Annotated in this window: 17 protein-coding genes and 1 pseudogene; 6 read left to right on the top strand and 12 right to left on the bottom strand. The window is 65.0% G+C overall.

All coding sequences use genetic code 11. The features are described from left to right. Nucleotides 1-196 precede the first annotated feature (196 nt). From ACO054_RS01135 to ACO054_RS01105, 7 genes are all read right to left on the bottom strand, one after another. Complete coding sequence (locus ACO054_RS01135) at nucleotides 197-1,402, bottom strand: NAD-dependent formate dehydrogenase (protein ID WP_421708606.1); 1,206 nt, start codon at nucleotides 1,400-1,402, stop codon at nucleotides 197-199. Between the two features lie 231 nt (nucleotides 1,403-1,633). Then, nucleotides 1,634-2,548 (bottom strand): LysR family transcriptional regulator, encoded by a 915-nt coding sequence (locus tag ACO054_RS01130; RefSeq protein ID WP_421708605.1) that lies wholly within the window; start codon nucleotides 2,546-2,548, stop codon nucleotides 1,634-1,636. 416 nt (nucleotides 2,549-2,964) lie between these two features. Further along, a complete protein-coding gene (locus ACO054_RS01125; RefSeq protein WP_421708604.1) occupies nucleotides 2,965-3,288 on the bottom strand; it encodes a rhodanese-like domain-containing protein in 324 nt (107 codons plus the stop codon). Nucleotides 3,289-3,339: 51 nt separating this feature from the next. Further along, complete coding sequence (locus ACO054_RS01120; protein WP_421708603.1) at nucleotides 3,340-3,588, bottom strand: zinc-finger domain-containing protein; 249 nt, start codon at nucleotides 3,586-3,588, stop codon at nucleotides 3,340-3,342. Further along, nucleotides 3,578-3,748: a hypothetical protein gene (locus tag ACO054_RS01115; protein ID WP_421708602.1), complete on the bottom strand. Its 171-nt coding sequence runs from the start codon at nucleotides 3,746-3,748 to the stop codon at nucleotides 3,578-3,580. Before ACO054_RS01115 ends, ACO054_RS01120 begins: the two co-directional genes overlap by 11 nt. 49 nt (nucleotides 3,749-3,797) lie before the next feature. Further along, on the bottom strand, nucleotides 3,798-4,115 hold the full coding sequence (locus ACO054_RS01110) for a DUF6522 family protein (RefSeq protein WP_421708601.1): 318 nt from the start codon (nucleotides 4,113-4,115) through the stop codon (nucleotides 3,798-3,800). Nucleotides 4,116-4,117: 2 nt separating this feature from the next. Beyond that, a complete protein-coding gene (locus ACO054_RS01105) occupies nucleotides 4,118-4,720 on the bottom strand; it encodes a MarR family winged helix-turn-helix transcriptional regulator (RefSeq protein WP_421708600.1) in 603 nt (200 codons plus the stop codon). 144 nt (nucleotides 4,721-4,864) lie between these two features. Here ACO054_RS01105 and ACO054_RS01100 point away from each other — a divergent pair, with 144 nt between their 5' ends. Both ACO054_RS01100 and grxD read left to right on the top strand, forming a co-directional pair. Then, on the top strand, nucleotides 4,865-5,338 hold the full coding sequence (locus ACO054_RS01100) for an RrF2 family transcriptional regulator (RefSeq protein ID WP_421708599.1): 474 nt from the start codon (nucleotides 4,865-4,867) through the stop codon (nucleotides 5,336-5,338). Nucleotides 5,339-5,375: 37 nt separating this feature from the next. Then, nucleotides 5,376-5,702 (top strand): Grx4 family monothiol glutaredoxin, encoded by a 327-nt coding sequence (gene grxD / locus ACO054_RS01095; RefSeq protein ID WP_421708598.1) that lies wholly within the window; start codon nucleotides 5,376-5,378, stop codon nucleotides 5,700-5,702. A gap of 419 nt (nucleotides 5,703-6,121) precedes the next feature. On the opposite strand, the gene ACO054_RS01090 is transcribed toward grxD, so the two are convergent. Continuing rightward, the gene (locus tag ACO054_RS01090) at nucleotides 6,122-8,260 is read right to left on the bottom strand and encodes a hypothetical protein (RefSeq protein ID WP_421708597.1); all 2,139 of its coding nucleotides are present in this window, start codon (nucleotides 8,258-8,260) and stop codon (nucleotides 6,122-6,124) included. Between the two features lie 770 nt (nucleotides 8,261-9,030). Continuing rightward, nucleotides 9,031-10,284: a threonine--tRNA ligase gene (thrS, locus tag ACO054_RS01085; RefSeq protein ID WP_421708596.1), complete on the bottom strand. Its 1,254-nt coding sequence runs from the start codon at nucleotides 10,282-10,284 to the stop codon at nucleotides 9,031-9,033. Between the two features lie 559 nt (nucleotides 10,285-10,843). On the opposite strand from thrS, the gene ACO054_RS01080 reads away from it, so the two are divergent. Next, a complete protein-coding gene (locus tag ACO054_RS01080; RefSeq protein ID WP_421708595.1) occupies nucleotides 10,844-11,998 on the top strand; it encodes a tyrosine-type recombinase/integrase in 1,155 nt (384 codons plus the stop codon). 232 nt (nucleotides 11,999-12,230) lie between these two features. Here ACO054_RS01080 and ACO054_RS01075 read toward each other — a convergent pair. Further along, nucleotides 12,231-13,556 (bottom strand): annotated as a pseudogene (locus ACO054_RS01075) (transposase); the annotation flags it as partial. Nucleotides 13,557-14,021: 465 nt separating this feature from the next. Between ACO054_RS01075 and ACO054_RS01070 the strand changes: the two are divergent. Together ACO054_RS01070 and ACO054_RS01065 are read left to right on the top strand one after the other, a co-directional pair. Then, complete coding sequence (locus ACO054_RS01070; protein ID WP_421708594.1) at nucleotides 14,022-14,639, top strand: hypothetical protein; 618 nt, start codon at nucleotides 14,022-14,024, stop codon at nucleotides 14,637-14,639. Between the two features lie 317 nt (nucleotides 14,640-14,956). Further along, the gene (locus ACO054_RS01065; RefSeq protein ID WP_421708593.1) at nucleotides 14,957-16,066 is read left to right on the top strand and encodes a tyrosine-type recombinase/integrase; all 1,110 of its coding nucleotides are present in this window, start codon (nucleotides 14,957-14,959) and stop codon (nucleotides 16,064-16,066) included. A gap of 494 nt (nucleotides 16,067-16,560) precedes the next feature. Here the strand turns inward: ACO054_RS01065 and ACO054_RS01060 are convergent, their stop codons facing one another. Together ACO054_RS01060 and ACO054_RS01055 are read right to left on the bottom strand one after the other, a co-directional pair. Continuing rightward, entirely contained in the window at nucleotides 16,561-17,730 is a 1,170-nt protein-coding gene (locus ACO054_RS01060; protein ID WP_421708592.1) for a helix-turn-helix domain-containing protein, read from the bottom strand. Between the two features lie 2 nt (nucleotides 17,731-17,732). Continuing rightward, on the bottom strand, nucleotides 17,733-18,782 hold the full coding sequence (locus tag ACO054_RS01055; protein WP_421708591.1) for an AAA family ATPase: 1,050 nt from the start codon (nucleotides 18,780-18,782) through the stop codon (nucleotides 17,733-17,735). A gap of 128 nt (nucleotides 18,783-18,910) precedes the next feature. Between ACO054_RS01055 and ACO054_RS01050 the strand changes: the two genes are divergently transcribed. After that, on the top strand, nucleotides 18,911-19,909 hold the full coding sequence (locus tag ACO054_RS01050; RefSeq protein WP_421708590.1) for an AAA family ATPase: 999 nt from the start codon (nucleotides 18,911-18,913) through the stop codon (nucleotides 19,907-19,909). The last annotated feature ends 6 nt before the right edge of the window (nucleotides 19,910-19,915 follow it).

Here is a 19,915-nt window from a genome sequence, read left to right as displayed (position 1 = left end):
CAACAGCTTCCTTCTGCCTACCGGCGACGCCCGTTAGACTACTTTTGTCGTCCCATCATGCCGATGCCGGATATGCTGATTTGCTTGACGATGGCGTCCGATCTTGGGATCGAGGACGTCCCGGCGTTGGAAGAGACTTTTGCGCCTCTTCAAGCTATGTCGGCCCGTGCGGGGCAACCCGCACGGGCCGAGCCGGTCAGCTGACCCTCTTGAACTTCGCGGCTTCTTCCGAGCCGCCCGTCGCACTGCCCTCCGAGTAGGAATGCGCTCCAGTGCCTGCAAGCGCTCCACCCTGGACGATGAGATACTCGTCGCGGATTGGACGGCCTTCGAAATAGCACTCCAGGATCTCGCGTGTGCCGGCAGCATAGCGGGTCTGAGCCGACAGAGACGTTCCCGAAATGTGCGGTGTCATGCCATGGTGCGGCATGGTGCGCCACGGATGGTCCTGCGGCGCTGGCTGCGGGAACCAGACGTCGCCTGCATAGCCAGCGAGCTGACCGTTCTCCAGTGCGCGGGCGACCGCGTCGCGATCGCATAGCTTGCCGCGCGCGGTGTTGACGAGATAGGCGCCCCGCTTGAACAGCTTGAGCGTATCCTCGTTGATCATGTGCTCGGTTTCGGGGTGCAAAGGGCAATTCAGGGTCACCACATCGCACGCGGCATACAGGTCTTCGCGTTTGGCGTGCCAGGTCAGTCCCAGTTCCTTCTCGACCGCTTCCGGTAGCCGATGGCGATCGTTGTAGTGCAGGTGAACATCAAAGGGCTTCAGTCGCTTTAGCACTCCGAGGCCAATACGGCCTGCCGCCACCGTCCCGACATGCATGCCTTCCACGTCATAGGATCGCGCCACGCAGTCGGCGATGTTCCAGCCTCCCTTGATGACCCAGTTGTAGGAGGGGATGTAGTTGCGCACGAGGCCAAGGATCATCATCACCACATGCTCGGCCACGGAATTCGAGTTGCAGTAGGTGACTTCGGCCACCGTGATGTTGTGATCGATGGCAGCCTGCAGATCGACGTGGTCGGACCCGATCCCCGCAGTCAGGGCCAGTTTGAGCTTCGGCGCCCCGGCGATACGCTCGGCGGTGAGATAGGCGGGCCAGAAAGGCTGCGAGATCAGTACTTCCGCGTCGGCGAGGTGCTTTTCCAGGTCCGACTCCGGACCGTCCTTCGATGAGGTGACAATGAACTCGTGCCCCTGCGATTCCAGATACTTGCGCAGGCCAAGCTCGCCCGAAACCGATCCGAGCAACGCGCCGGGCTGGAAGTCGATGGCCTTCGGTGTAGGCAGTGTCTGCCCGTCGGGATATCCTGTCAGTTCCGGCAGATCGTCACGGGCATAGGATTTCGGGTAACCGTCGACCGGATCATCGTAAAGAACGCAGACAACTTTTGCCATATTGACAGCCTCCCTTCCGGGTTGGATTGAGTGCCGCCAACTTCAGAGCTCAAGATGCAGCGTTCGATCGCGCTTTGAGCGCGAGCGATCACATTGTCTCAGGTAAAATCGGCGTTCCTCCCCGAACGACCCGGACCCTTTTCAGTCCCTTGTCATCCGGTTGGTCAATACTCCCGGAAATGCGACAGCAAGCCCAATGAAAAGGACAGACTGAACAATAGACAAAATCAATCAACTGCGACTCCCGAACACCGGCTCAAGCACCATGGCCTGCTCCTTGAAGCAGGCCAGCAGCGCGCTTGCCAGGGGAGACAAGGGATCGCGGTCCGGAAGCACCAGTCCGATCGGCTGGGTGTGAACCGGATCGACCAGGTCGATGGCGACCAGACCCGGAACCGCTGCAACGACATAGGCGAAGGTATGCGGCATGATGCTGGCCCATTCACCTTGCCGTAGGTGCGAGAACAGGGCCAGGAACGAGTTGCTGACCACATGAGGATGGATCTCGAGCCCGGCGCTTTCAGCCAGCCTGTTCAGAATTCGTCGGTTCTGCATGTCTTCACTGAGGAGACACAGGCGCTCTTTGAGCGCCGCTTTCCAGGTCGCTGTCCTGCTCGAGGCCAGTCGATGATCCTTCGGCACCACGAGGACATAGCGCTCTTCGTAGAGCTGTATCTTTTGGACATTTTCGAGCGGTTCGTTGTCGAGATACGTCATCCCGCCATCGAGTTCGAATGCGTCCAACCCCGCCTGGATGGAACGGGACGACATCGACCTGATGTCGATCGTCACAGCCGGATGCGTTGCGGAGTATCGGCTGGTGACGAACGATACGGCCGGCATCGTGGCAGGTATGACACCGAGACGCAGCGTACCGGTCAAGCCACGCTTGTCTCCGGAGAGGTCCTTCTTGAGACTGTCGTAGTCGGCGAGGATTTGCCTCCCCCAAGTGAGGAGCTTTTCGCCTTCCTCAGTCAAACCGACGAAGCGATGATCCCGGATGACGAGGTGAACGTCGAGTTCTTCTTCCAGCTTTCGAATGGTAGCCGACAGTGTGGGTTGCGTTACATTGCAAGCCGCCGCCGCCCGGGCGAAGTGTCGCTCCCGAGCGAGCGTTATGAAGAACGACAGATGTCGGATCAGCAAGACCACACTCCTCGTCGCTACATTTCCGTATCGTGTTGGCTGCGATAGATAGGGTCTGTTCCGGCCGGGCGCGATGCCGAGCGGAACTTCCGGGGCCAGAAGCACTCGAACGAGACCCACGTTTCGACCAGCGATCCCAACTCCAAACGCTACCGCAAGGGCAACAGCCAGAGCAGTCGGCTCTGTTTCATGGACAACCTTCTGATGGAGACCCGCGATGCTCTGATCGTTGACGCCGCCCCGACCCAGTTTGCGTCGCAGCGTCCGGGGCGAGCCAGAACGCCGCCGCGTCGATCCGCACGACTGTTGGGTTTTGCATAGCCTCTGTCGGGTCGAGGCGCACCTCCCCTGAAGACCGCTCCAAGGTGGGCAGAGAGTCCCAGGGACCGATCTCATGCCAGGATCGCTTCTGGCCTCTAGTAGCGCGGTATATCGGGGCCCACCAATCGCGCCCAGGCGTCTATTCCACCGCGCAAGTTCCAGGCCTTGTCGAAACCGTTATGGCGGAGGAAGGCGGTCATCATGTCGCTGCGTACACCGTGATGACAAAGCACGACGAGTGGGTGCGCGCGGGGCAGCTTGTCTAGCTGCTCGGCCACGAACCTCATCGGAATCCACAGACTGTCGGCGAGGGCGCAGATCTTCACTTCGTCCGCCTCGCGGACATCAAGCACCGTATGGGCTTCACCCGCGGCGCGCATCTCCGCCAGGGCCAGAACGTCGATTTCGTGGGGCGTCATCTTCAGTCTCCGGCACAGTTGCCCATTCCATTCGAGCTCCGGGTGGTTTCCCTATGCCTCTCTCGTGTCCAAAAACACGCTGTCCGGCGGATCTGCCTCGTTCGGGCCCAGCCGCGGATCGTAGCGGAACAGGGTCGCGCAGTAGGGGCAGGGAATGCTGTCCGCCGTGCCCATCTCGAGATAGATGTGCGGGTGGTCGTGCGGCGCCGACGCGCCGGCGCACTTGAACTCTTTGACTCCGATACGGATCTCACCAAGACCGCGATCGTTCTTGAACTTGGCATAGTTGTCAGTCCCCATGGCGCCGTGACAACTCGTTCTCGATGATCGCGATCTCCGTAAGTTGGTGCTCTAGCGAACGCTCCGTCAGCATGCCGCTGCCGATCAGCTCCTGGAGTTCTCCGCGCTTTGTCTCCAGCTCGACCGTCGTGAATCTGGACCAGACATTCGGCTCGTTCATCGATGGGCCACCTCTTCGAGTCGGGGATGGCAAAGGGATGCGACCATCCTCACAGATCCGCTACAAGATCGAGCAGGCTTGGGCGGTGCTTTGCCGCGCGAGATTTGGGGAGCTGTAGGGGATCTTCTTCGAGCATGCCGTCGGGGGTCAAGACGACGCGCCAGATCTTTGCCCGATAGAAGAAGGTGAGACGGGTCCGCCCCGCATCCTCACCCTGACCGGTTTCGGCAACGCTGGTGACCAGACCTTTCGTCATTTTGTCTTTAAGCCCCTCGACAGAGAGGCCGAGTTTCGGCGCCAGCAGGTCGGCCTCGACCGTGATTTGACCTTCGCCCATAGAGACGTGCGTCGCGGGAATCTGGTTCATTGCTACGTGTCTCCAACACTGTTGGTTCGCGGCGGTCCGGACCGGCCAGATGCAAAGTTGATGCAGAGCTGTTCCAACTCCTCGTCCATCAGCGGTTCGTTCAGGAATCCGCAGGCATGGACCGACACTCCTTCCTGAAGGCAGCCGCCGTCTTGGAAATGCGCGCAGTTCTCACAGGTACCGAAAAGCGGCTTCTCCGTCTCCGTCGCGACCCGACTCAGCAGGCGTTGCAGCGTCAAAGAAAGCGTCCCACGAACGCCGGGGGGAAGGGCGTCCGTGGCACGGACCAAGGCTTCGATAGGATCGTTCGCGATTATGGCCTTAGCCTTATCAGTTGGGTCCAGTCGGACACTGCGGCCATCGGTTTCGGACCGGGTTTGTCTCAGGAAACCTTGAGAGACCAGACCTTTGATCGTCTGAGAGGCCGTGCCGCGTGTCGTTCCGTGAAATGCCGCGAAGGCCGACGGCGTGCGCGAGAAGCGATTGGCCCGCGTGAAGTACCTCACGACGGCCCACTGGCCCGTCGTGAGACCTGCGACGAGGCCGTCGCCCGAGGCGATCCGCCCCAGGTGCAGGAGCAGTTCGGCGATACCGCGGCCGTCCAATTCGAACTCCTTTTCCTTGTCCGCCAAGGTGAATCAGATGATAGCGTTCCGAAACTAGATTGACAAGAGAACGATTTCGATTCGACACTAACTCAGTCGCATCCCAGGAAGCATCGAGTCGATATCTGTTGGAGGTGCAGCGCAATGCAGATCAGTAACAGCGCCTATACCGGCGTCGAGACCCTGGTGCGCTTGGCGGCGCAGAAGGCGGACAAGCCCAGTACAACGCAAGCTCTCGCAGAAAGCATCAATCGGTCCGTGTCCTATACGGAAGCTCTCATGGCGCGGTTGCGCAGCGCCGGGCTCGTTGTTTCACGGCGTGGACGGGGCGGTGGCTACGTCCTCGCTAAACCCGCCCGGCGGATTACTGTCGCGGAGATCTTTCGGGCCGTCGACGCACCTGCGAGCTTTGCGAGCCGTCCACCGAGTAGGAATACGCTCGTAGCCGAGCAAACCCAAGGCCTCTCAGGAATCGACCTCCCCTGGGAAGGGCTCAGAAGCCATGTCCTGTCGTTTCTGAATGACGTCTCGCTTGCTGATCTCGCGATGCGGTCGGCTGAGATGATCGGCAAGGACAGTAACGATCGGGCGGAGATAAGGTCGACGGCGCGGCATTGACATTGTGACCCCCCAACGACGAATGGAGACCATGGAAATGAATAGTAACCAGGCCTTGGAACGTATCAGTGCGGCGGTGTCCGAGAACGACGTGGTGCTCTTCATGAAGGGGACACCGCAGGCCCCACAATGCGGATTCTCGGCCGTCGTTGCGAAGACACTGACGCACCTTGGCGTTCCCTTTACCCCGATGAACGTGCTGGAAGACGATTCTCTGCGTCAGGCCGTCAAGGAATACTCGAGCTGGCCCACCATTCCGCAACTCTATGTCAAGGGCGAGTTCGTCGGCGGCTGCGACATCGTTCGCGAGATGCATCAGAATGGCGAACTGGCCCACCTGATGAAGGATAAGGGCTTGGTTTGACGAGCAAGAGAGGAGCTCTTGGCCTAAGGCTGCACCGATGCGAAGAGCGGGAGGATGAAGCGATCGCAGTCGAAGCGCAGCTCGGTGCACGCTCTGTCCGAGAAATGCCCACAGGCTTCGGATGGACCGTCGCTGATCAGGGTGCGGAGAGCAGCATGTTAGAAGGGTCATAAGGGAAAAGCCTTCCCATGCCCACGTTGAGAGAACCGACCGGACAGCGTAGGTGATGCAAAATCTCACACTTCAGGGCCCAGGGTGAGCAACTTCGTATCATAAAAGGGGAGAAAGAGGCGTCTTCCCGGGGGCAGATCTGTCGCCGAAATGCACCTCGAGATGTGGAGACAGCAGCAACAGCGGAGCTCGACGGTCGCTTCCAATCTCTTCTCTCAGTCCTCCCCTGCCCGTACGGTCTGGAGCGGTCAACTCCGGGGCTCGGCGAAGGGATGGCGGTCGAGCGCCCAACCCAGAAAGGCCCGGCCGCCGTTGGCGTCCGGCGGCGCGCCCGCCAGCGCGTTTCGCAGGCCGATCATGGCGGGATCGAACCTGCCGCGGAAGGCCTCCGGCTGTGCCGCGAAGGTCTCTTCGATGGGCGCCCAGGCACGACTCTGTCGATCGGCGTCGAGTTCGGAGAGAAAGACGATCATCTGGCGCCAGGCGTAGGCCGCGTTCTTGAGGCCTTGCAAGCGGCTTCGCCAGTCCGGTCCGGGACGTTGCAGCCGCCGGCAGATCCAGTCGAAACAGTGCTGCGCGAGAGCGCCATGGTCGAGGTCCGACAGATCCATCGCGTCGAAGACGGCGGCTAGGTTGTGCGTTGTCAGGATGAGCTGCTGTTCGATCACCATACCGTTCCAGGCGACCGATCTGTTGCCGGAAAGCCGAGCTCCGGCTCGCTCGAAACACAGCTCGGCGAACCGACCCCGGGCGACAGCGGCCGGCAAGTCGTAGTAGCGGGCGTAGAGCGTACCGGCGTAGCGCTTCAGCGCGAGCGCGGCGGCCTTCTCGAAGGTCTCGGAGAAGTCGCCCATGAAGATGTCGGCGGCCAGCTCACGCGTGAAGGGCGTCGGAAGGTTTGCGCGCTGCGCCAGACGCAGCATCTCCTCGGTCAAGCTGTTCGGAAGCTGAACGTGGGGGAAGTGTTCGAGCGAGAGCGTGGCGATCTCTCGCAGCGCGGTCAGTGCCAGGTCGCGGTCCGCCGATTCAGTTTTGCGCCGCTCAAGTAGAGCCGCCGCCCAGGGCAACTCCCGCAGCTGGATTTGGCTCTGGAGGTCGAGGAGGAGCAGCGACCGGCGAAGGCGGAAGCTGCGGTAGAGGCTGGCGAAGACCGTCCCGGTGGCCGGATCGGCAAAGCCGCGGGCATGGAGGTTGGCCGTGATCTGAGGCAGCACGGCCGCGAGTACCTCCGGAGAGGCGATCTGACCTCCGCGGACGAGATCCGACACCGGTGCGATCTGCACGGCTGAAACCTTGCGGGCAAAGCTCGGCGGCAGCTCGCTGCCCGCCTTGGCACCCGGCCGAGCTTCTTGTTCCGCGATCGGCGCTTGGAGCGACTGGACATCCTCGACACCCCTGTCGCCGGGCAGTCCCTCCAGGCGCGCGAGCAGCGCCGCGGCCAGAGCGTCCAGCCACACTTCAACATTCTGACGGGCCTGATCGGCCCGGTAAGCGTCGCGCTCCTCGCCGCGGCCGTACTTCGCGGCACGGCGCTCGATCACCAAGCTCACGTAGCGTTCCTGCTCAGCAGAGAGCGGCCCCTCATGGCATCTTTGCTCAAGCGCCGCACGACAGCTTTGAAAGGGTCCGTCGGGACGCGCCCAGCGCCTGGCCATATCCTTGCCTTCGGCGCGGCGATAGTCCTGCAGCCACGTGTCCGCGCGATGAAACCAGTCTTTGGTTACAGGCTCACTCAGAAGATCGACCAGTCGGTCGTAGAGGGGAATCCAAAGGGTCAGAGCGGCGTCTTGACGACGCACGGCATCCGAAGGCCGCTTGCGCGCCAGAGCGCGCCGAAGACCGCCGACGTTCTGTACGAAGACGCCATCGGGCCGGGGGTCATTGGTCGGAACAGGATAGAATCGCAGGCGATCGAAGAAGGGTGTGATCGCGTCCAGAATCGCATCGGCTGCCTGCGGTGCGCGCTCGGCCAGCAATGCGACGGCGAGCAGGGCGGACTCCTCCGGCGTGTCCGTCTCGAAGCATCCGCTCTCTGCCATGTCGCGCAGACGGGCCAGTCCCGGATCGCTCAAGTGCCAGAGATTCAGGCTGCTGCGCAGGCGGCCCGGGTCCGTCGGATCCAGGTCCAGAGTCTCTGCGAGTGCGAGTTCATGAGGACGCAACGCTCCGCCGGCCGCATAGGCGCCGGTAGCGAAGCCGCCGCGTACGATCTCGGGCGTCGCCCAGACCGGCATGCCGACCACCGGTGCCCGGTCACCGATCCGCAGGTCTGCGGTGCGCATGCCCGCCAGCACCTCGCGCCACTGGGCAGCCTTGCCGGACGCACCGGAGGACAGGGCCTTGGCAAGCTGGAACTGGGCATAAAGGTCGCCGATCGTCTGGCTCATCTGACTCTCGCGGTTGCTTCGGAGATCGAGGTCCCGGACCGCGACCTCAAAGGAGCCTCCAGGATGGTTTGCGCTCGCTTTCCGAGGGCGCCGAGACGGTCATACTTGGAGTAGGTTGGTCCGAGGGCGGGATTTGAACCCGCGCTCTCCGGGTCTGAAGCCCGGTGCTTTGGCCTCTAAGCTACCTCGGATCAGAGAACTTTCGCCTTGAGACAATCTGTGCAGGGCGACAGCGTCTGTCAACCAGAGATAGCAGCGCACGTTCGGGCGGTCCGGCTACCTGCGGGAATGAGCGTGCCGACCGAGTCCTCATCGCTGGCACGGATCCCAAATGTCATGGATCGGCCTCTGATCCTGCCCCTTTGAACGCAGCCACCCATAGTGGAGGAATGGCTTGTTTAAAGGGGCAGGGTCACGAGCCCCACAGATCCGTACTATCTCTTCTTGTTGATGAAAGACCTGCGTGCACCCCTCGATGATTGAGCGCAATCTGCGACCCGGACGCCCCATCGCCCGCGCTTGAGACCGCCAAACCCCACAGAGAATAGGTTGTGGGGTAGGGCGGTCGTGCATCACAGCCACGGGAGAGTCGCAGCATGGATGGTCCCCGCCGCAGCCAGAAAGATGAGGCGGTTTCGAACCTCCGCAGCTCGCCGAAGCTCGCGACGTGGCCGGGGATAGACAGGGCGGCGGAGTGATCGTCAGAACCTCCGTGAACTCCTCACGTCCTCGCTCCACGAAAAGCTAGGGGCGAGGGGACCAAGACGTCATCATGACTGCTGGGCGAGACACTTCGCCAAGTCCGCGAGGTTGAGGCGACCCTTCCGCTCTCTATGCAGATCCAGGACGGCTTCGCCGGCGGCGGCCTCGGTTGGGCCAATCGCGACAAAGGCGGGAATGCCGCTGCGATGCGCATCATGCACCTTTCGTCCCAGCGGGGCCGCCCGCAGGTCGGCACGGACGCGCAGGCCCGCCTCTGTCAGGTATCGAACAGCGGTCCGAGCTGCGTCGCGCTCTGCGCCGCCGACGTTGGCGACCACGGTCTGGACCGGTGCAAGCCAGAGCGGCAAGCGGCCACCGCACTGCTCGAGCAGCAGCGCGATGAAGCGTTCTAGACTGCCCAGGACCGCATGATGGAGCAGGCAAGGCACGGCGCGCTGTCCCTGGTCGTCGACGTAGTGCAGGTCAAAGCGCCGCGGCATCTGCAGATCGAGCTGGACGGTGCCGCACTGCCACTCGCGGCCTCGCGAGTCACTGAGGGCAAACTCAAGTTTGGGGCCATAGAGCGCCCCCTCGCCTGGCAAGAGCTCGACTGCCAGCCCGGCAGCGGCCGCCGCCGCGGCGAGCCCTGCCTCCGCTACATCCCACTCAGCCTCGGAACCAATCCGGCGCTCAGGGCGGGTCGAGAGACAGACCCGTCCCACGGAGAAGCCGAAGGCGGACCAAAGCCGTTCGAGCAGCCGACAGAAGCGCGCAACCTCCTCTTCGACCTGGTCGAGTGCCAGCAGTACATGACCATCGTCCTGGGTGAAGGCCTTGAGCCGGAACAGCCCGTTCAATGCGCCTGAGGGCTCTTCGCGGAAGACCTGGCCGAGCTCGAAGTAGCGCAGAGGCAAGTCACGGAAGGAGCGCGATCCCCGCGCGAAGACCGAGAGCGCGCCCGGACAGCTGACCGGCTTCAGGGCCCGCTGCTCGCCCACGCGAACCATGCCCTCGTCAAAGGCCTGCCAGTGTCCCGAACGCTGCCAAATCTCGGCGCGTAGAAGCTGTGGGGTGCGGATCTCCAGGTAGCCGGCCGCCTCCATCTCGGCGCGTACGCGGGACTCCACAAGTCGGAAGAGCCGCCAGCCATTAGCGTGCCAGAAGACCTGACCGGCCGCTTCTTCCTGCTGATGAAAGAGATCGAGCCTACGGCCGATCTCGCGGTGATCGACGCCCTCCGGCTGCTGGGCCTCCCTTACCTGAGGCGGCCGCTCGCGTGGCGCGCCCTGGTCGGCGTCTATCTCTCTTGAACCCTTCTGCATATCCCTGCTCCATCCGTGAAAGGAAAGAGCCAGGGCGTTCAATACAACTGAGGCCACGCCCTGGCTCGGGCGTGGCCTCCGGATTACCGCTCGTCTGTCGGCTGATGTCAGCGCGGTCGTGCGCTGGCAGCCGACGCGCGCGTTCCGGCGCCCGCCCGCAGGCGGGTCGTCGTCAGAGCCGGAAGAGAGCGCACTAAAAATTCCATAGCAGACATCATTGCAGCGGTGACCCTGACTTGCAAGTGGGGACGGCAGCCGTGCTGCCGGACGTCAGTGCCGCAGCACCCGATCAAGCCGCTCCATCAGAGGCACCCGCTGACGCGACGGTCTACTCGTTGCGGCAGCGTCCGCACGACCGGGGGACAGGGTGCCCATGCCAGAACGGCGGGGCGGCGGCGCGCAACCGGCCTCGGTGGAATCACTGTGATCGAGCGCTCTCCAAACCGCCATCAATCTTGTCTCAGGCGCGTTCAAGCCGTTTCATCCTTCGATCGGTGGGCAGAGACGCAGCCGCCATGGCAGGGGCGGCGCGCGCGGAGCTTTCGCGGAGCAGCCGCTCATGTCAGCCATCGACGATCGGCCTGCAGGACCGACCTTTCCGTTCCGGCGCTTGGCAGAGAACCTCGGGTGCCGTCAGGTGCGAAAGCTGTCTCGCGATCCTGTCCGGGCGCGGCTGCCCCGCCGCATCGCCCGCTATCTAAAAGAGGCCGAGGGCGCCTATGCCGCCCGCACCCTGGAGGCGCTGGCCAGCGACTTCCGCAGCTTCCAGGTCTGGTGCCGATGCGCCGGGCGGAGGCCCTTTCCGGCCGAGGCGAGCGCGCTCGCGGCCTACCTTGGCGAGCTCGAGCGGCGCGGATACCGCCCCGCGACGCTGCAACGACAGCTGGCGAGCCTGTCTCATCTGCACCGAGCCTGCGGTCACCAGGATCCGACCAAGGCCCGGGGCGTTAGTCTGGCCCTCCGCCGCGCGCAGCGGCGCCAGGGGATCCGTCCGCGCCGGCCCCTCCCGCTGGATCGCAGACTGGTGGCGCAGATGCTGGCAGGCCTTGGCGACACCGCTTGCGACCGCCGCGATCGCGCCCTCCTACTGGTGGCCCGGGACAGTCTCTGCCGGCGCAGCGAACTGGCGGCGCTGCGCCGCGAAGACCTGGCAGCGGGCCGTGACGGCGCCGGCAGCATCCTGGTGCGCCGCCACAAGGCCGATCCACTCGGCGAGGGGCGGGTCGCCTGGCTCGCGCCCGAGACCATGGCCGCCCTGGCCGCCTGGCTGAAGGTGTCCGGGACTGTGGTTGGCCCGCTGTTCCAGGCGACGGTGAATGGACGCGGGCCCGGCGCCGAGATGACGCCGCAGGGTCTGGCCCGGCGCTTCAAGGCGCTAGCGCGCCAGGCCGGCCTCGATGCAAGCCGCATCAGCTGCCGCTCGACACGCATCGGCGCGGCGATCGAGCTGGTCGCCAGCGGCGCCAGCTTGATCGAGGTCCAGCTGGCCGGGGGCTGGGTGTCGCCGCGGATGCCGGCCCGCTATGCGCAGGATCTGCTCCCGGCGCTGGGGGCCGTCGCCCGGCTGCACAGCCGTCTCCAGAGCCAGCCGGCAGCGGCCCCGCAGCGACCGCCGATCGAGGAGGCGCGGAAACGCTCGGGCCGCGGCGCGTCCTGCACCCCGGACGCTCCGGTGTCTCGAGCCTGCGCCCTGCCGCCGCGGCCGCGGGGCTGATCGCTGGCCCGCCGGCCGGAACGTCGCAGCGCCGGCGCGCCTCGGTGGCGGCCTTGCGCCGGCAGGCGGCCAGATAGCCCTGGTGCAGGTGGAGCCGGTCGCGCAGCGTGTCGCAGGACTGGCGTGGAGCGACACGGGCATGCGCCTTGGCGACCCGGTTGAGCGCCTCGTTCGGCCCGGTGGAGATCTTGATGCTCCGGGCGAATTGGCGCGAGAGCTCCGCCTCCAAGGCCCCCTTCGCGCGGTGGTTCGGCAACCAGCGCCGAACCTGAGCTGCCGCCTCGCGGGCAGCGCGCGCCATGCCGGCCTCGCGGGCCAGCGGGCCCTCCGCCAGCCGTTCGACCCGCTGCAGCCGCGCCTCCAGCGCCTCCGGTCCCGGCGCGTCGAAGATCCGGCAGAAGCGTTCGCGCAGCAGGTAGGCGCGGCGCAGCTTGGGGAAGTGGCGAAAGAGGCGCCGGAGATCGCGCAGGCGGCGCGGTTCGCCGCAGAGCCTGGCCCAGCGGATCTCCAGGAGCCTGCGGTTCTGTACCAGCAGCCGCAGAAGATCGGCGACCGTCAGCCCTTTGGGCTGGAGGAGACCGCTGGGCAGCAGGCCCCGCTTCAGGCGGCGCTTCTCGGCGGCCACCGCGCCGCGCAGGGCGTCGGTGACACTTTTCTGCGCGTGCCAACGGTCCGGCGCGATGACCACCCGGGCGAAGGCCGGCTCCTCCTGCGCGAGGCGGCGCAGGGCCGTTTCGACGGCCTGACGCAGGGCGGCATCGCCGTCGATGGTGATGGCGCGCAGGCGCAAAGGCGAAGGCAGGGCCCGCAGTACCTCGAGCAACCAGGCCAGTCGCTCCGCTGGGCCCGCCTGGCTGCCGAAGCGCTTGAGATCCTGGACGTAGTGGAGGCCGCGGCCCAGCTCGGTGCAGCGCACCAGCAGGGCCTCGCGTTTCTGGCGGCGCCGGTCGGCGGGAAAGACGCCGTCGATCCCCAGCACCTCCGGACCCGGCGAGGCGGCGGCCGCGGCCCGGTCCCGCGCCGCCAGCGCGGCCAGCAGCTGCTTCAGGCGACGGCGGGGCAGCAGGGTCTGGCGGCCGACCGAGCGCAGCGTGTCGCCCTCGCTTAGGCGGCGCGCCGCCAGGCGCTCGACGCCACGGTGAATGCCCGTCGCGGGCTCGAGCTCGGGCGGCAGGAGCGGGCCGAGCACGCGCCCCGTCTCGGCGTCGCGGTAACGCGGATAGCTGAGGCGCGCCTGGGTCGGTAGCCCCTCGCTCGGTGGCAGCGTGACGCTGCGCACCCGGTAGTCGTGCAGCTGCACTGCCCGCCCGAAGAAAGCCGTGGCGACTGCACGCGGCGGCCGGTAGCGCAGCCAGAGCTGCAGGATCTGAAGCGGCGCGCCGGCATGCTGCAGCCACCGCAGCCGGCGCCGCTGCTCCGCCACCTCCGCCAGCGGCGCCGGGGTCGTCGGCGGCGCCTCCGCAGTTTCCTCCAGCAGCACAGGACGCACCCCGTCCGGTCGCCGCGCGGCCGAGTCGCGGGCATGGGTGCAGGCTGAAGTCAGACAGGCGGACGGCATCACGGGCTCTCCCTGCGAGCGGCGCCAGGCGGGCGGCGCGACGAGGAGATGGGTCGCCGGTTCGAGGAGGGGGCCACCGCGCTGCACGCCGCTGCGCTGCGCAGCGCCGGCCGGCGCCGCTCTGGGGCACGAGCCCCGGGTCAGAAGAGGGAGCCGTCATCGGCGCGGCGCCTCCCGGTCCGGGCCCCGGTTTGGCGCGCGCGCGCGCGGTCCCTGCCGGCAGGCTCCCAGTGGGGGTGGTTCCCCAATGACCCTGAGGGAACCAGCCGCGCCGGCCGCGCCGCACCCCCAGGCGGAGCCCAGCGCCAGGGCCCGCGCGCGCTCTTCTTAAATATTAAATAAGAGCGCGGAGATTATTATTTCATTTTTACTCTTCTTGATTAATCAATAATAGCAATTGCCAAATTTTTTTCTGTATTACTAATATTTATTCCTAATCGACTTTACATTCCGAAGGAGATTTCCATGCTGCTCGCCCCCCTCTTCCGCAGCGGCGGCCTCACCGTCTGGTGCCTCAATCTGACCGGCCGCCCGATCGACGAGAACAGCGCCTGCGTCTATGCGATCCTGCTCTACGACCGTCCGGCGCCGGAACCGCCCTTCGTCTACATCGGGCAAAGCCGCCGCTTTCCGGCCCGGATCCGCAGCCACATCGGCACCGCCCGCACCTATGCGCGCTGCCGCCGCCGGCCCGCGGCCCGACCGCTGACCCGGCGCTTGGCCGAGGTGCGCCGCCGCACCCGCAGTCTGCTGGTCTTGGCGCTCGCCAGCTTCGAGACCCCCGGCCCGGAGCTGCTGCGCTGCGAAGTCACCTGGCAGCTGGCAGCCGCCCTGCAGGGCCTCGAGATCGAGGCCGGACGCCTGTGCGGGCCGGGCGCCCGCGGCGACAGCGAGGGCCTGCGCGGACAGCTGCGCGAGGCGCTGGCGCTGCCCTGGCCGCAGACCTGGATCGAAGCGCTGGCACCCTACTTCCGCTTGCCGCAGCAGCCCGGCGCGCGCGTCCTGCGCCTGTCGGACGCGCGGGCCCGGAGTCTGGTCGCGGCGTCGCTTACCGCGCCGCCGAAAGAGCCGGCCGGCCAGTGACCTTCCCCCCTCAGCTGTCGCGCCCCGAGAGGTCTCGCACCATGCCACGACGAAAATTTTCGCCCCCGCCGGCCCAACCGGAGTCCGGCGACCCATCTTCCCGCCATGGACAGCTCGCAGACACCTCCCTGGAGCCCGACGCCCGACGACGATCCCCGCAGCTGGCGCGCGGAGAAGGATCTCGCACGCGACCTCGGCATCCACCTCAAGACCCTGCAGAAGCTGCGTCGCACCCATCGGCTGCCGCACCAAAGGGTCACCGAGCGCAACATCCGCTACACGCCCTCGCAGATCGCCCAACTCAAGGAGGCCCTCGCATGTCAGGACGGCGCACCCGAAGGCCGCGCGGCCTCGTCGACCTCGGCAACTGCTGGCTCGTCAAGCTCGCGCGGTCGCCGAACTACTACGTCGCCTGGAACGCCGGCCAAGGAACTCGCGCACTTGAATCGACTGGCACAGCAGACCTTCAGCAAGCGCTGCTGATCGCTCAGGCCGTCTCCGAGCGTCTGCAGCGGGCGGAGACCGGCGAGCCGGCGCCGGCCTGCGAGACGCCGGTCGTGCGCTGCCTGCTGGCCTATTGGGAAGAGCACGCCGCCGCGCTGCCGAGCGCCACCGCGGCCCGGAGCGAACTGGCCCGGCTAAGGGACAGCTTCGGGGGCTGTCTCGTCTCGGAGCTGAGCGAGGAGACGATCACGACCTTCAAGGACGAGCAGCTCGCCCGCGGCTACGCGCTCTCCAGCGTCAGCCGGTCGCTTTCGACCCTGCGGGCCGCCCTCAACCACGCCTGCAAGAAGCGGCGGCTGGCCAGCAAGCCCTTCATCCCGGAGGTCTTCGGGGAGCACGATCGGGAGACGCAGACACCCAAGGGACGGCGGCTCAGCGAGGCTGAAATGGCGCGACTCTTCGCGGCAGCGATCGACCGCCAGCAGCGGCGCTATCTGCTCCTGCTCGCCGGCACGCTCGGCCGGCCGCAAGCCGTGCGCGCGCTGACCCGCGAACAGGTCGACGTCGAGCTCGGCTGCATCCGCCTGAATCCGCGTGGACGCCGCCAGACCAAGAAGGTCCGCCCGGTCGTCCCGTTGATCGGCAGCCTGCGCGACGAACTCGCCGAGGCCGCGCCCGGCCCGCTGCTCGCGATCGACGGGCGACCCATCACGGACTTCAAGGCGGCCTGGCGCAAGCTGCGCACCCGCGCGCAGCTGGACGAGGCGGTCAAGCCCTACTCCTTCCGCCATACCTTCGCCTACTGGCTGAAGCGCCAGCGCTTCCCGGACGCGGAGATCGGCCAGTACCTTGGCCACAAGCCGGCCAACCGGATGCGCTCGACGGCGATCTACATCGGGGAGGAATTCGAGTCCCTGATCCCGGCAGGTAATGCGATCGACGAGATCCTGACGCGCGTGTTGGCGGCTGCAGCGAAAACGTGAACCCTCAAGACCTGCGCTCACCGATGTGCACTTCTAGCCCAGCGGCGCAGGCCGATGGGGGCGAGGCGCCAGAGCTGATCGAAGAGCCTGGTTCAGGCGACGCAGCAGTGGGTCCGGATATCGTCGTAGCCAGTGAACGCGCGGTTCGATAGCCAGTTGTCGCGCAAGAACTTGGCCGGTCCCCACTGAGTGGTCGGCACCGAGTGCCAGTGCATCGTCACTTCCTGGGCCATGGCCGCAAAAGCCAAAACGCCGCTCGATGAAAGCGACGCTTGCGTGCGTGTCACAGAGTTGGTTGCGGGGGCACGCAACCACCGAGACCGACATTCGCTGAAGGCACTGATTTAACTGCTGGCTTCGGGTCTCGCGTCCGCTTTCTGCCCCCGCCGCTCCTTCCACGGCGGGACCAGATCGGGCGTGCGCCACAGGCCGACCGTCTTTGACCTTGCCCAGGACTCCTGCCGAAAGCTAAAGCTGACGCGCGGTCAATGGTCCTAATCTACCGAAAGCAGGGTCTGGAGCTTGGTGTTTAGATCGTGAACGCGCCCGACAATCCGCCGCATGGACTGGCCGCCGTCCATGTAGAGACGTTGGGTTTCGATGAGGTGAAGTCCGGTACCTATCTCACGCAGCTGTGCAACAAAATCCTCATCGTGCTCGGGGATTTGGTAATGGCTTGTTGTGAGGAGCAGCTGCCCGATGCGGCTTGCCTCTTCCTGAAGCTCCTCGACCCGGCCGTCACTAGCGATCGCTTCTGCCCGGCGATCAAGGTCCGATAGCTCTCGCGCGGACCGCCGGATCATGTCGTTACTATCCCGCCTGGCCTGATCGGCAAGAGGCACGCTGTCGATATGCTCAGCTTTCAGGCGAGAAGCTTCGGCTATGGCATCGGAGACATAGCCCGCCAGTGTCTTCCAGGAATCGCCGCCCATCACTAGCCGGTGCGACGCGGCGGCATCCAGCTTTTCGGCGATGGAGCGGAGCCGGTCATCAAGTCCTTTCTCCACGGCGCTGTCTTCGCTGGCAAGCCGCCGCAGTTCCTGTCCGGCGCGGCCAAGCTGTGTCCTGACGAGATCGAGCCACGGATTGACGTTCCGCTGCTCAAGTTCGCCGCCATAGATCAGGACCTCGATCAGCGTCGCGGCCAGATTGGAAAGGAAGCGGCTGCCGGCTTCGTCCGCGGCCGGGGCGAGCGGGTTCCTGGCAAGCCATTCGCCGACGCGCTCGATGACCTCGTGCGGCTCGGCCGGACGGGAGCGCGACAGGTGCCGAACATAGGGGGTGTTCCGGCTGTAATACACGGGCTGTCCGCCGCGCGGAACCTCGATCGCCAGCACGACCGCCTCATCTTCCTTGGCGAACTTGATAACCGGCGTAATGGCAGGGCGGACATTGCCGGAGCACACGCCTTCGATCCGGCGGCACAGGCGATCGCGCCCTTCGGCGGTGTCAACATCCTCCAGTCCCGCGAGCGAGCCGTCATCGGCGACGCCGATCAGGATGTTGCCGGGATTCGAGGAGGCGAACGCCGCGATCTCCCGGCTGAGCTCGTGACCGTTATCGGGGTAACGCTCCATAAATTCCAGATGCTGTCCCTCGCCCCGGTCCCGTAGCAGCGGTAGTTCCGCGGACAGGGTTTCATCGATCCATTCAGGTCCCGCCATGATCAGCTCTGTCCTTCGGGCAGGGCGTAGCGCCGTTCCCGCTTGCGGAAGGCGTACGAGCCGCCTTCGAGTATTCGGCAGACCTGCTGCCTGATGCCCCGGTCTTCGGGCGTATTGTTCTCCAGCGCGCCCGACTCGTAGGTGATATGCGGAAGGCCGTTGTCGCGCGGCTCGGCTGCCGCCACGAGGACCTGTTCGGAGTCGGCGTTTACGACCAGGTTGGGGTTGTGCGTGATGAGAATGATCTGGCGCCGCTTCTTCGCCGTCTTGAAATAGGCCGTCAGCAGTTCGTAGATCGACTCGTTGTCCAGGTTCTCGTCGGGCTGATCGACGATCAGCGGGCGGGTGTCGGCGACATCCACGCCGAGATACAGGATCAGCAGGACGATGCCCGTCGTGCCCGGCGACAGCTTTTCGAGATCGACACCATTATACTTAGGGCCGTAGCTGAGCCGGACGTGCTCGACCTCATACAGCCACTCGAAGACATCCTGAACGGTAACGCCACTGCGCATGTAGTTTTTCGGCGGCAGGTCGGCTTTTCGGAACTCTGCCAGAAACACCTCCATCGCGGGCCGGATACGTTCCGGATGGCCGGAAATCCATGCAGGCTCGAGGATTTTGCGCGCCGCCTGCGCGAGGCCGTCCATCGTGCCGTAGGGAATGGCCCGCCTCTGGTCGAACAACGCGCCGCCGCGTTCAAGCCATTCGTCAAGATTGGCTTCCCAACGGATCGAAAACTCCAGATCCTGCTCCTGTTCTGCTGCGGTTTCCCCGGTAAGGCGGGCCGAAACGGGGGCGTAAAGCTCCTCCAGGGTTTCCTGTTCCTGGCCGAGATTTGCAAAATAGCCGACATAGGCGTCAAGCCGTTCCAGGCGCGCGGCCGCAAGTCGGCTCCATAGCCCAGTCTTCCGAACGCTAGACAGTGCGCGCTTAGCGGCTTTGGCGAAAAGGGCTGCCGGTGTAGCAGGGCGTTCCATTTGGATCGAGACCTGCTGCAGCAGTGTTCCGAAACCAGTAATGACGCTATCGTAAGGGTCGATCCATTTCACTCGGGCGTGCTGCCGGGGTGCGCCCACGCGACTACAGAAATCCGTTTCGGCAGGGGAGGTGAGGACTTCAGTTATCGTTGGCAAGGCATTTATCGAACAGGTAGAGAGGAAAGGACGAGGGAGGCAAGATGGCGCGCGGCGAACTGATGAAGAAGCTCATCACGAGCTACGGTCGGGATGACAGTTTCCGCACCGTGGTCGAACAGATCATCAGCGAGGAGGAGCGGAAGGGCAATCGCGTGCTCGCAGGCTCCCTGCGCAAGTCCCTCGATCGCCTCGGTGAAGGAGCGACCCAAACGGCTCCCGCGACTAAGCTCCTACCCTTCCCGGACGAGGCCCGCGATTTCATCCAGCGGGTGGAACCGCAACGCACGCCCGCCGAGCTTCACCTGTCGCGGGAGAACACCGAGCTCTTCGCTGGCATCATCCGCGAGTTCCGGCAGGCCGATCGCTTACACCGCCATGGTCTTGACGTGCGCTCAAAGCTGCTCTTCTGTGGCCCGCCGGGGACGGGGAAAACCATGTGCGCCGAGGTGTTCGCCGGCGAGTTGGGACTGCCCTTCTTTCACGTGCGTCTCGACAGCCTTGTGTCGTCCTATCTCGGTGAGACGGCCACCAACATCCGCAAGACCTTCGAGTTTGCCCGGCGCCAGCCTTGCGTCCTCTTCTTCGACGAGTTCGACGCGCTGGCGCGCTCACGGGAAGAAGCGACCGAGACTGGCGAGTTGCGCCGTGTGGTAAACAGCCTCCTGATGTTTATCGAGAAGATAGAACCTGGCGGTTTTTTGATCGCGGCAACTAACCTCGCGGGCCAGCTCGATCCTGCAATTTGGCGGAGATTCGACGAGGTGGTCTGGTTTGACCTACCCGACGCGCGGATGATCGAAGCCTACCTGCGCCACGCCTTTCGCAACGTGACGACAACCATCGATCCTACGACCTACGTCGAGCGCCTGACGGGAAGCTCCTACGCGGAACTGGCCCGGATCACCCAACAAGCGATCAAGCTGTCGATACTCGATGGCAACACTGGTGTAACCGACGGTCATCTGCGCTCAGCCCTGCGCAATTCGGAGCGTCGGCGTGCGAGGATGCACAGAGGTGGCGCGGGAGCCACTCCCGAATAGGAAGGC

Origin of the sequence: Algihabitans sp. (assembly GCF_965226985.1) — a bacterium.
Classification (GTDB): domain Bacteria; phylum Pseudomonadota; class Alphaproteobacteria; order Kiloniellales; family DSM-21159; genus Algihabitans.
This window is presented reverse-complemented; position numbering and strand designations above follow the sequence as displayed.

Excerpts from the sequence above, each read along its gene's own strand:
- ACO054_RS01120 (WP_421708603.1), bottom strand. The coding sequence starts at position 3,588 with ATGGGGACTGACAACTATGCCAAGTTCAAGAACGATCGCGGTCTTGGT.
- ACO054_RS01065 (WP_421708593.1), top strand. The coding sequence starts at position 14,957 with ATGTCAGGACGGCGCACCCGAAGGCCGCGCGGCCTCGTCGACCTCGGC.
- ACO054_RS01115 (WP_421708602.1), bottom strand. The coding sequence starts at position 3,748 with ATGAACGAGCCGAATGTCTGGTCCAGATTCACGACGGTCGAGCTGGAG.
- ACO054_RS01070 (WP_421708594.1), top strand. The coding sequence starts at position 14,022 with ATGCTGCTCGCCCCCCTCTTCCGCAGCGGCGGCCTCACCGTCTGGTGC.
- grxD (WP_421708598.1), top strand. The coding sequence starts at position 5,376 with ATGAATAGTAACCAGGCCTTGGAACGTATCAGTGCGGCGGTGTCCGAG.
- ACO054_RS01125 (WP_421708604.1), bottom strand. The coding sequence starts at position 3,288 with ATGACGCCCCACGAAATCGACGTTCTGGCCCTGGCGGAGATGCGCGCC.
- ACO054_RS01090 (WP_421708597.1), bottom strand. The coding sequence starts at position 8,260 with ATGAGCCAGACGATCGGCGACCTTTATGCCCAGTTCCAGCTTGCCAAG.
- ACO054_RS01050 (WP_421708590.1), top strand. The coding sequence starts at position 18,911 with ATGGCGCGCGGCGAACTGATGAAGAAGCTCATCACGAGCTACGGTCGG.
- ACO054_RS01060 (WP_421708592.1), bottom strand. The coding sequence starts at position 17,730 with ATGGCGGGACCTGAATGGATCGATGAAACCCTGTCCGCGGAACTACCG.
- ACO054_RS01080 (WP_421708595.1), top strand. The coding sequence starts at position 10,844 with ATGTCAGCCATCGACGATCGGCCTGCAGGACCGACCTTTCCGTTCCGG.
- ACO054_RS01135 (WP_421708606.1), bottom strand. The coding sequence starts at position 1,402 with ATGGCAAAAGTTGTCTGCGTTCTTTACGATGATCCGGTCGACGGTTAC.
- ACO054_RS01100 (WP_421708599.1), top strand. The coding sequence starts at position 4,865 with ATGCAGATCAGTAACAGCGCCTATACCGGCGTCGAGACCCTGGTGCGC.
- thrS (WP_421708596.1), bottom strand. The coding sequence starts at position 10,284 with ATGCAGAAGGGTTCAAGAGAGATAGACGCCGACCAGGGCGCGCCACGC.
- ACO054_RS01110 (WP_421708601.1), bottom strand. The coding sequence starts at position 4,115 with ATGAACCAGATTCCCGCGACGCACGTCTCTATGGGCGAAGGTCAAATC.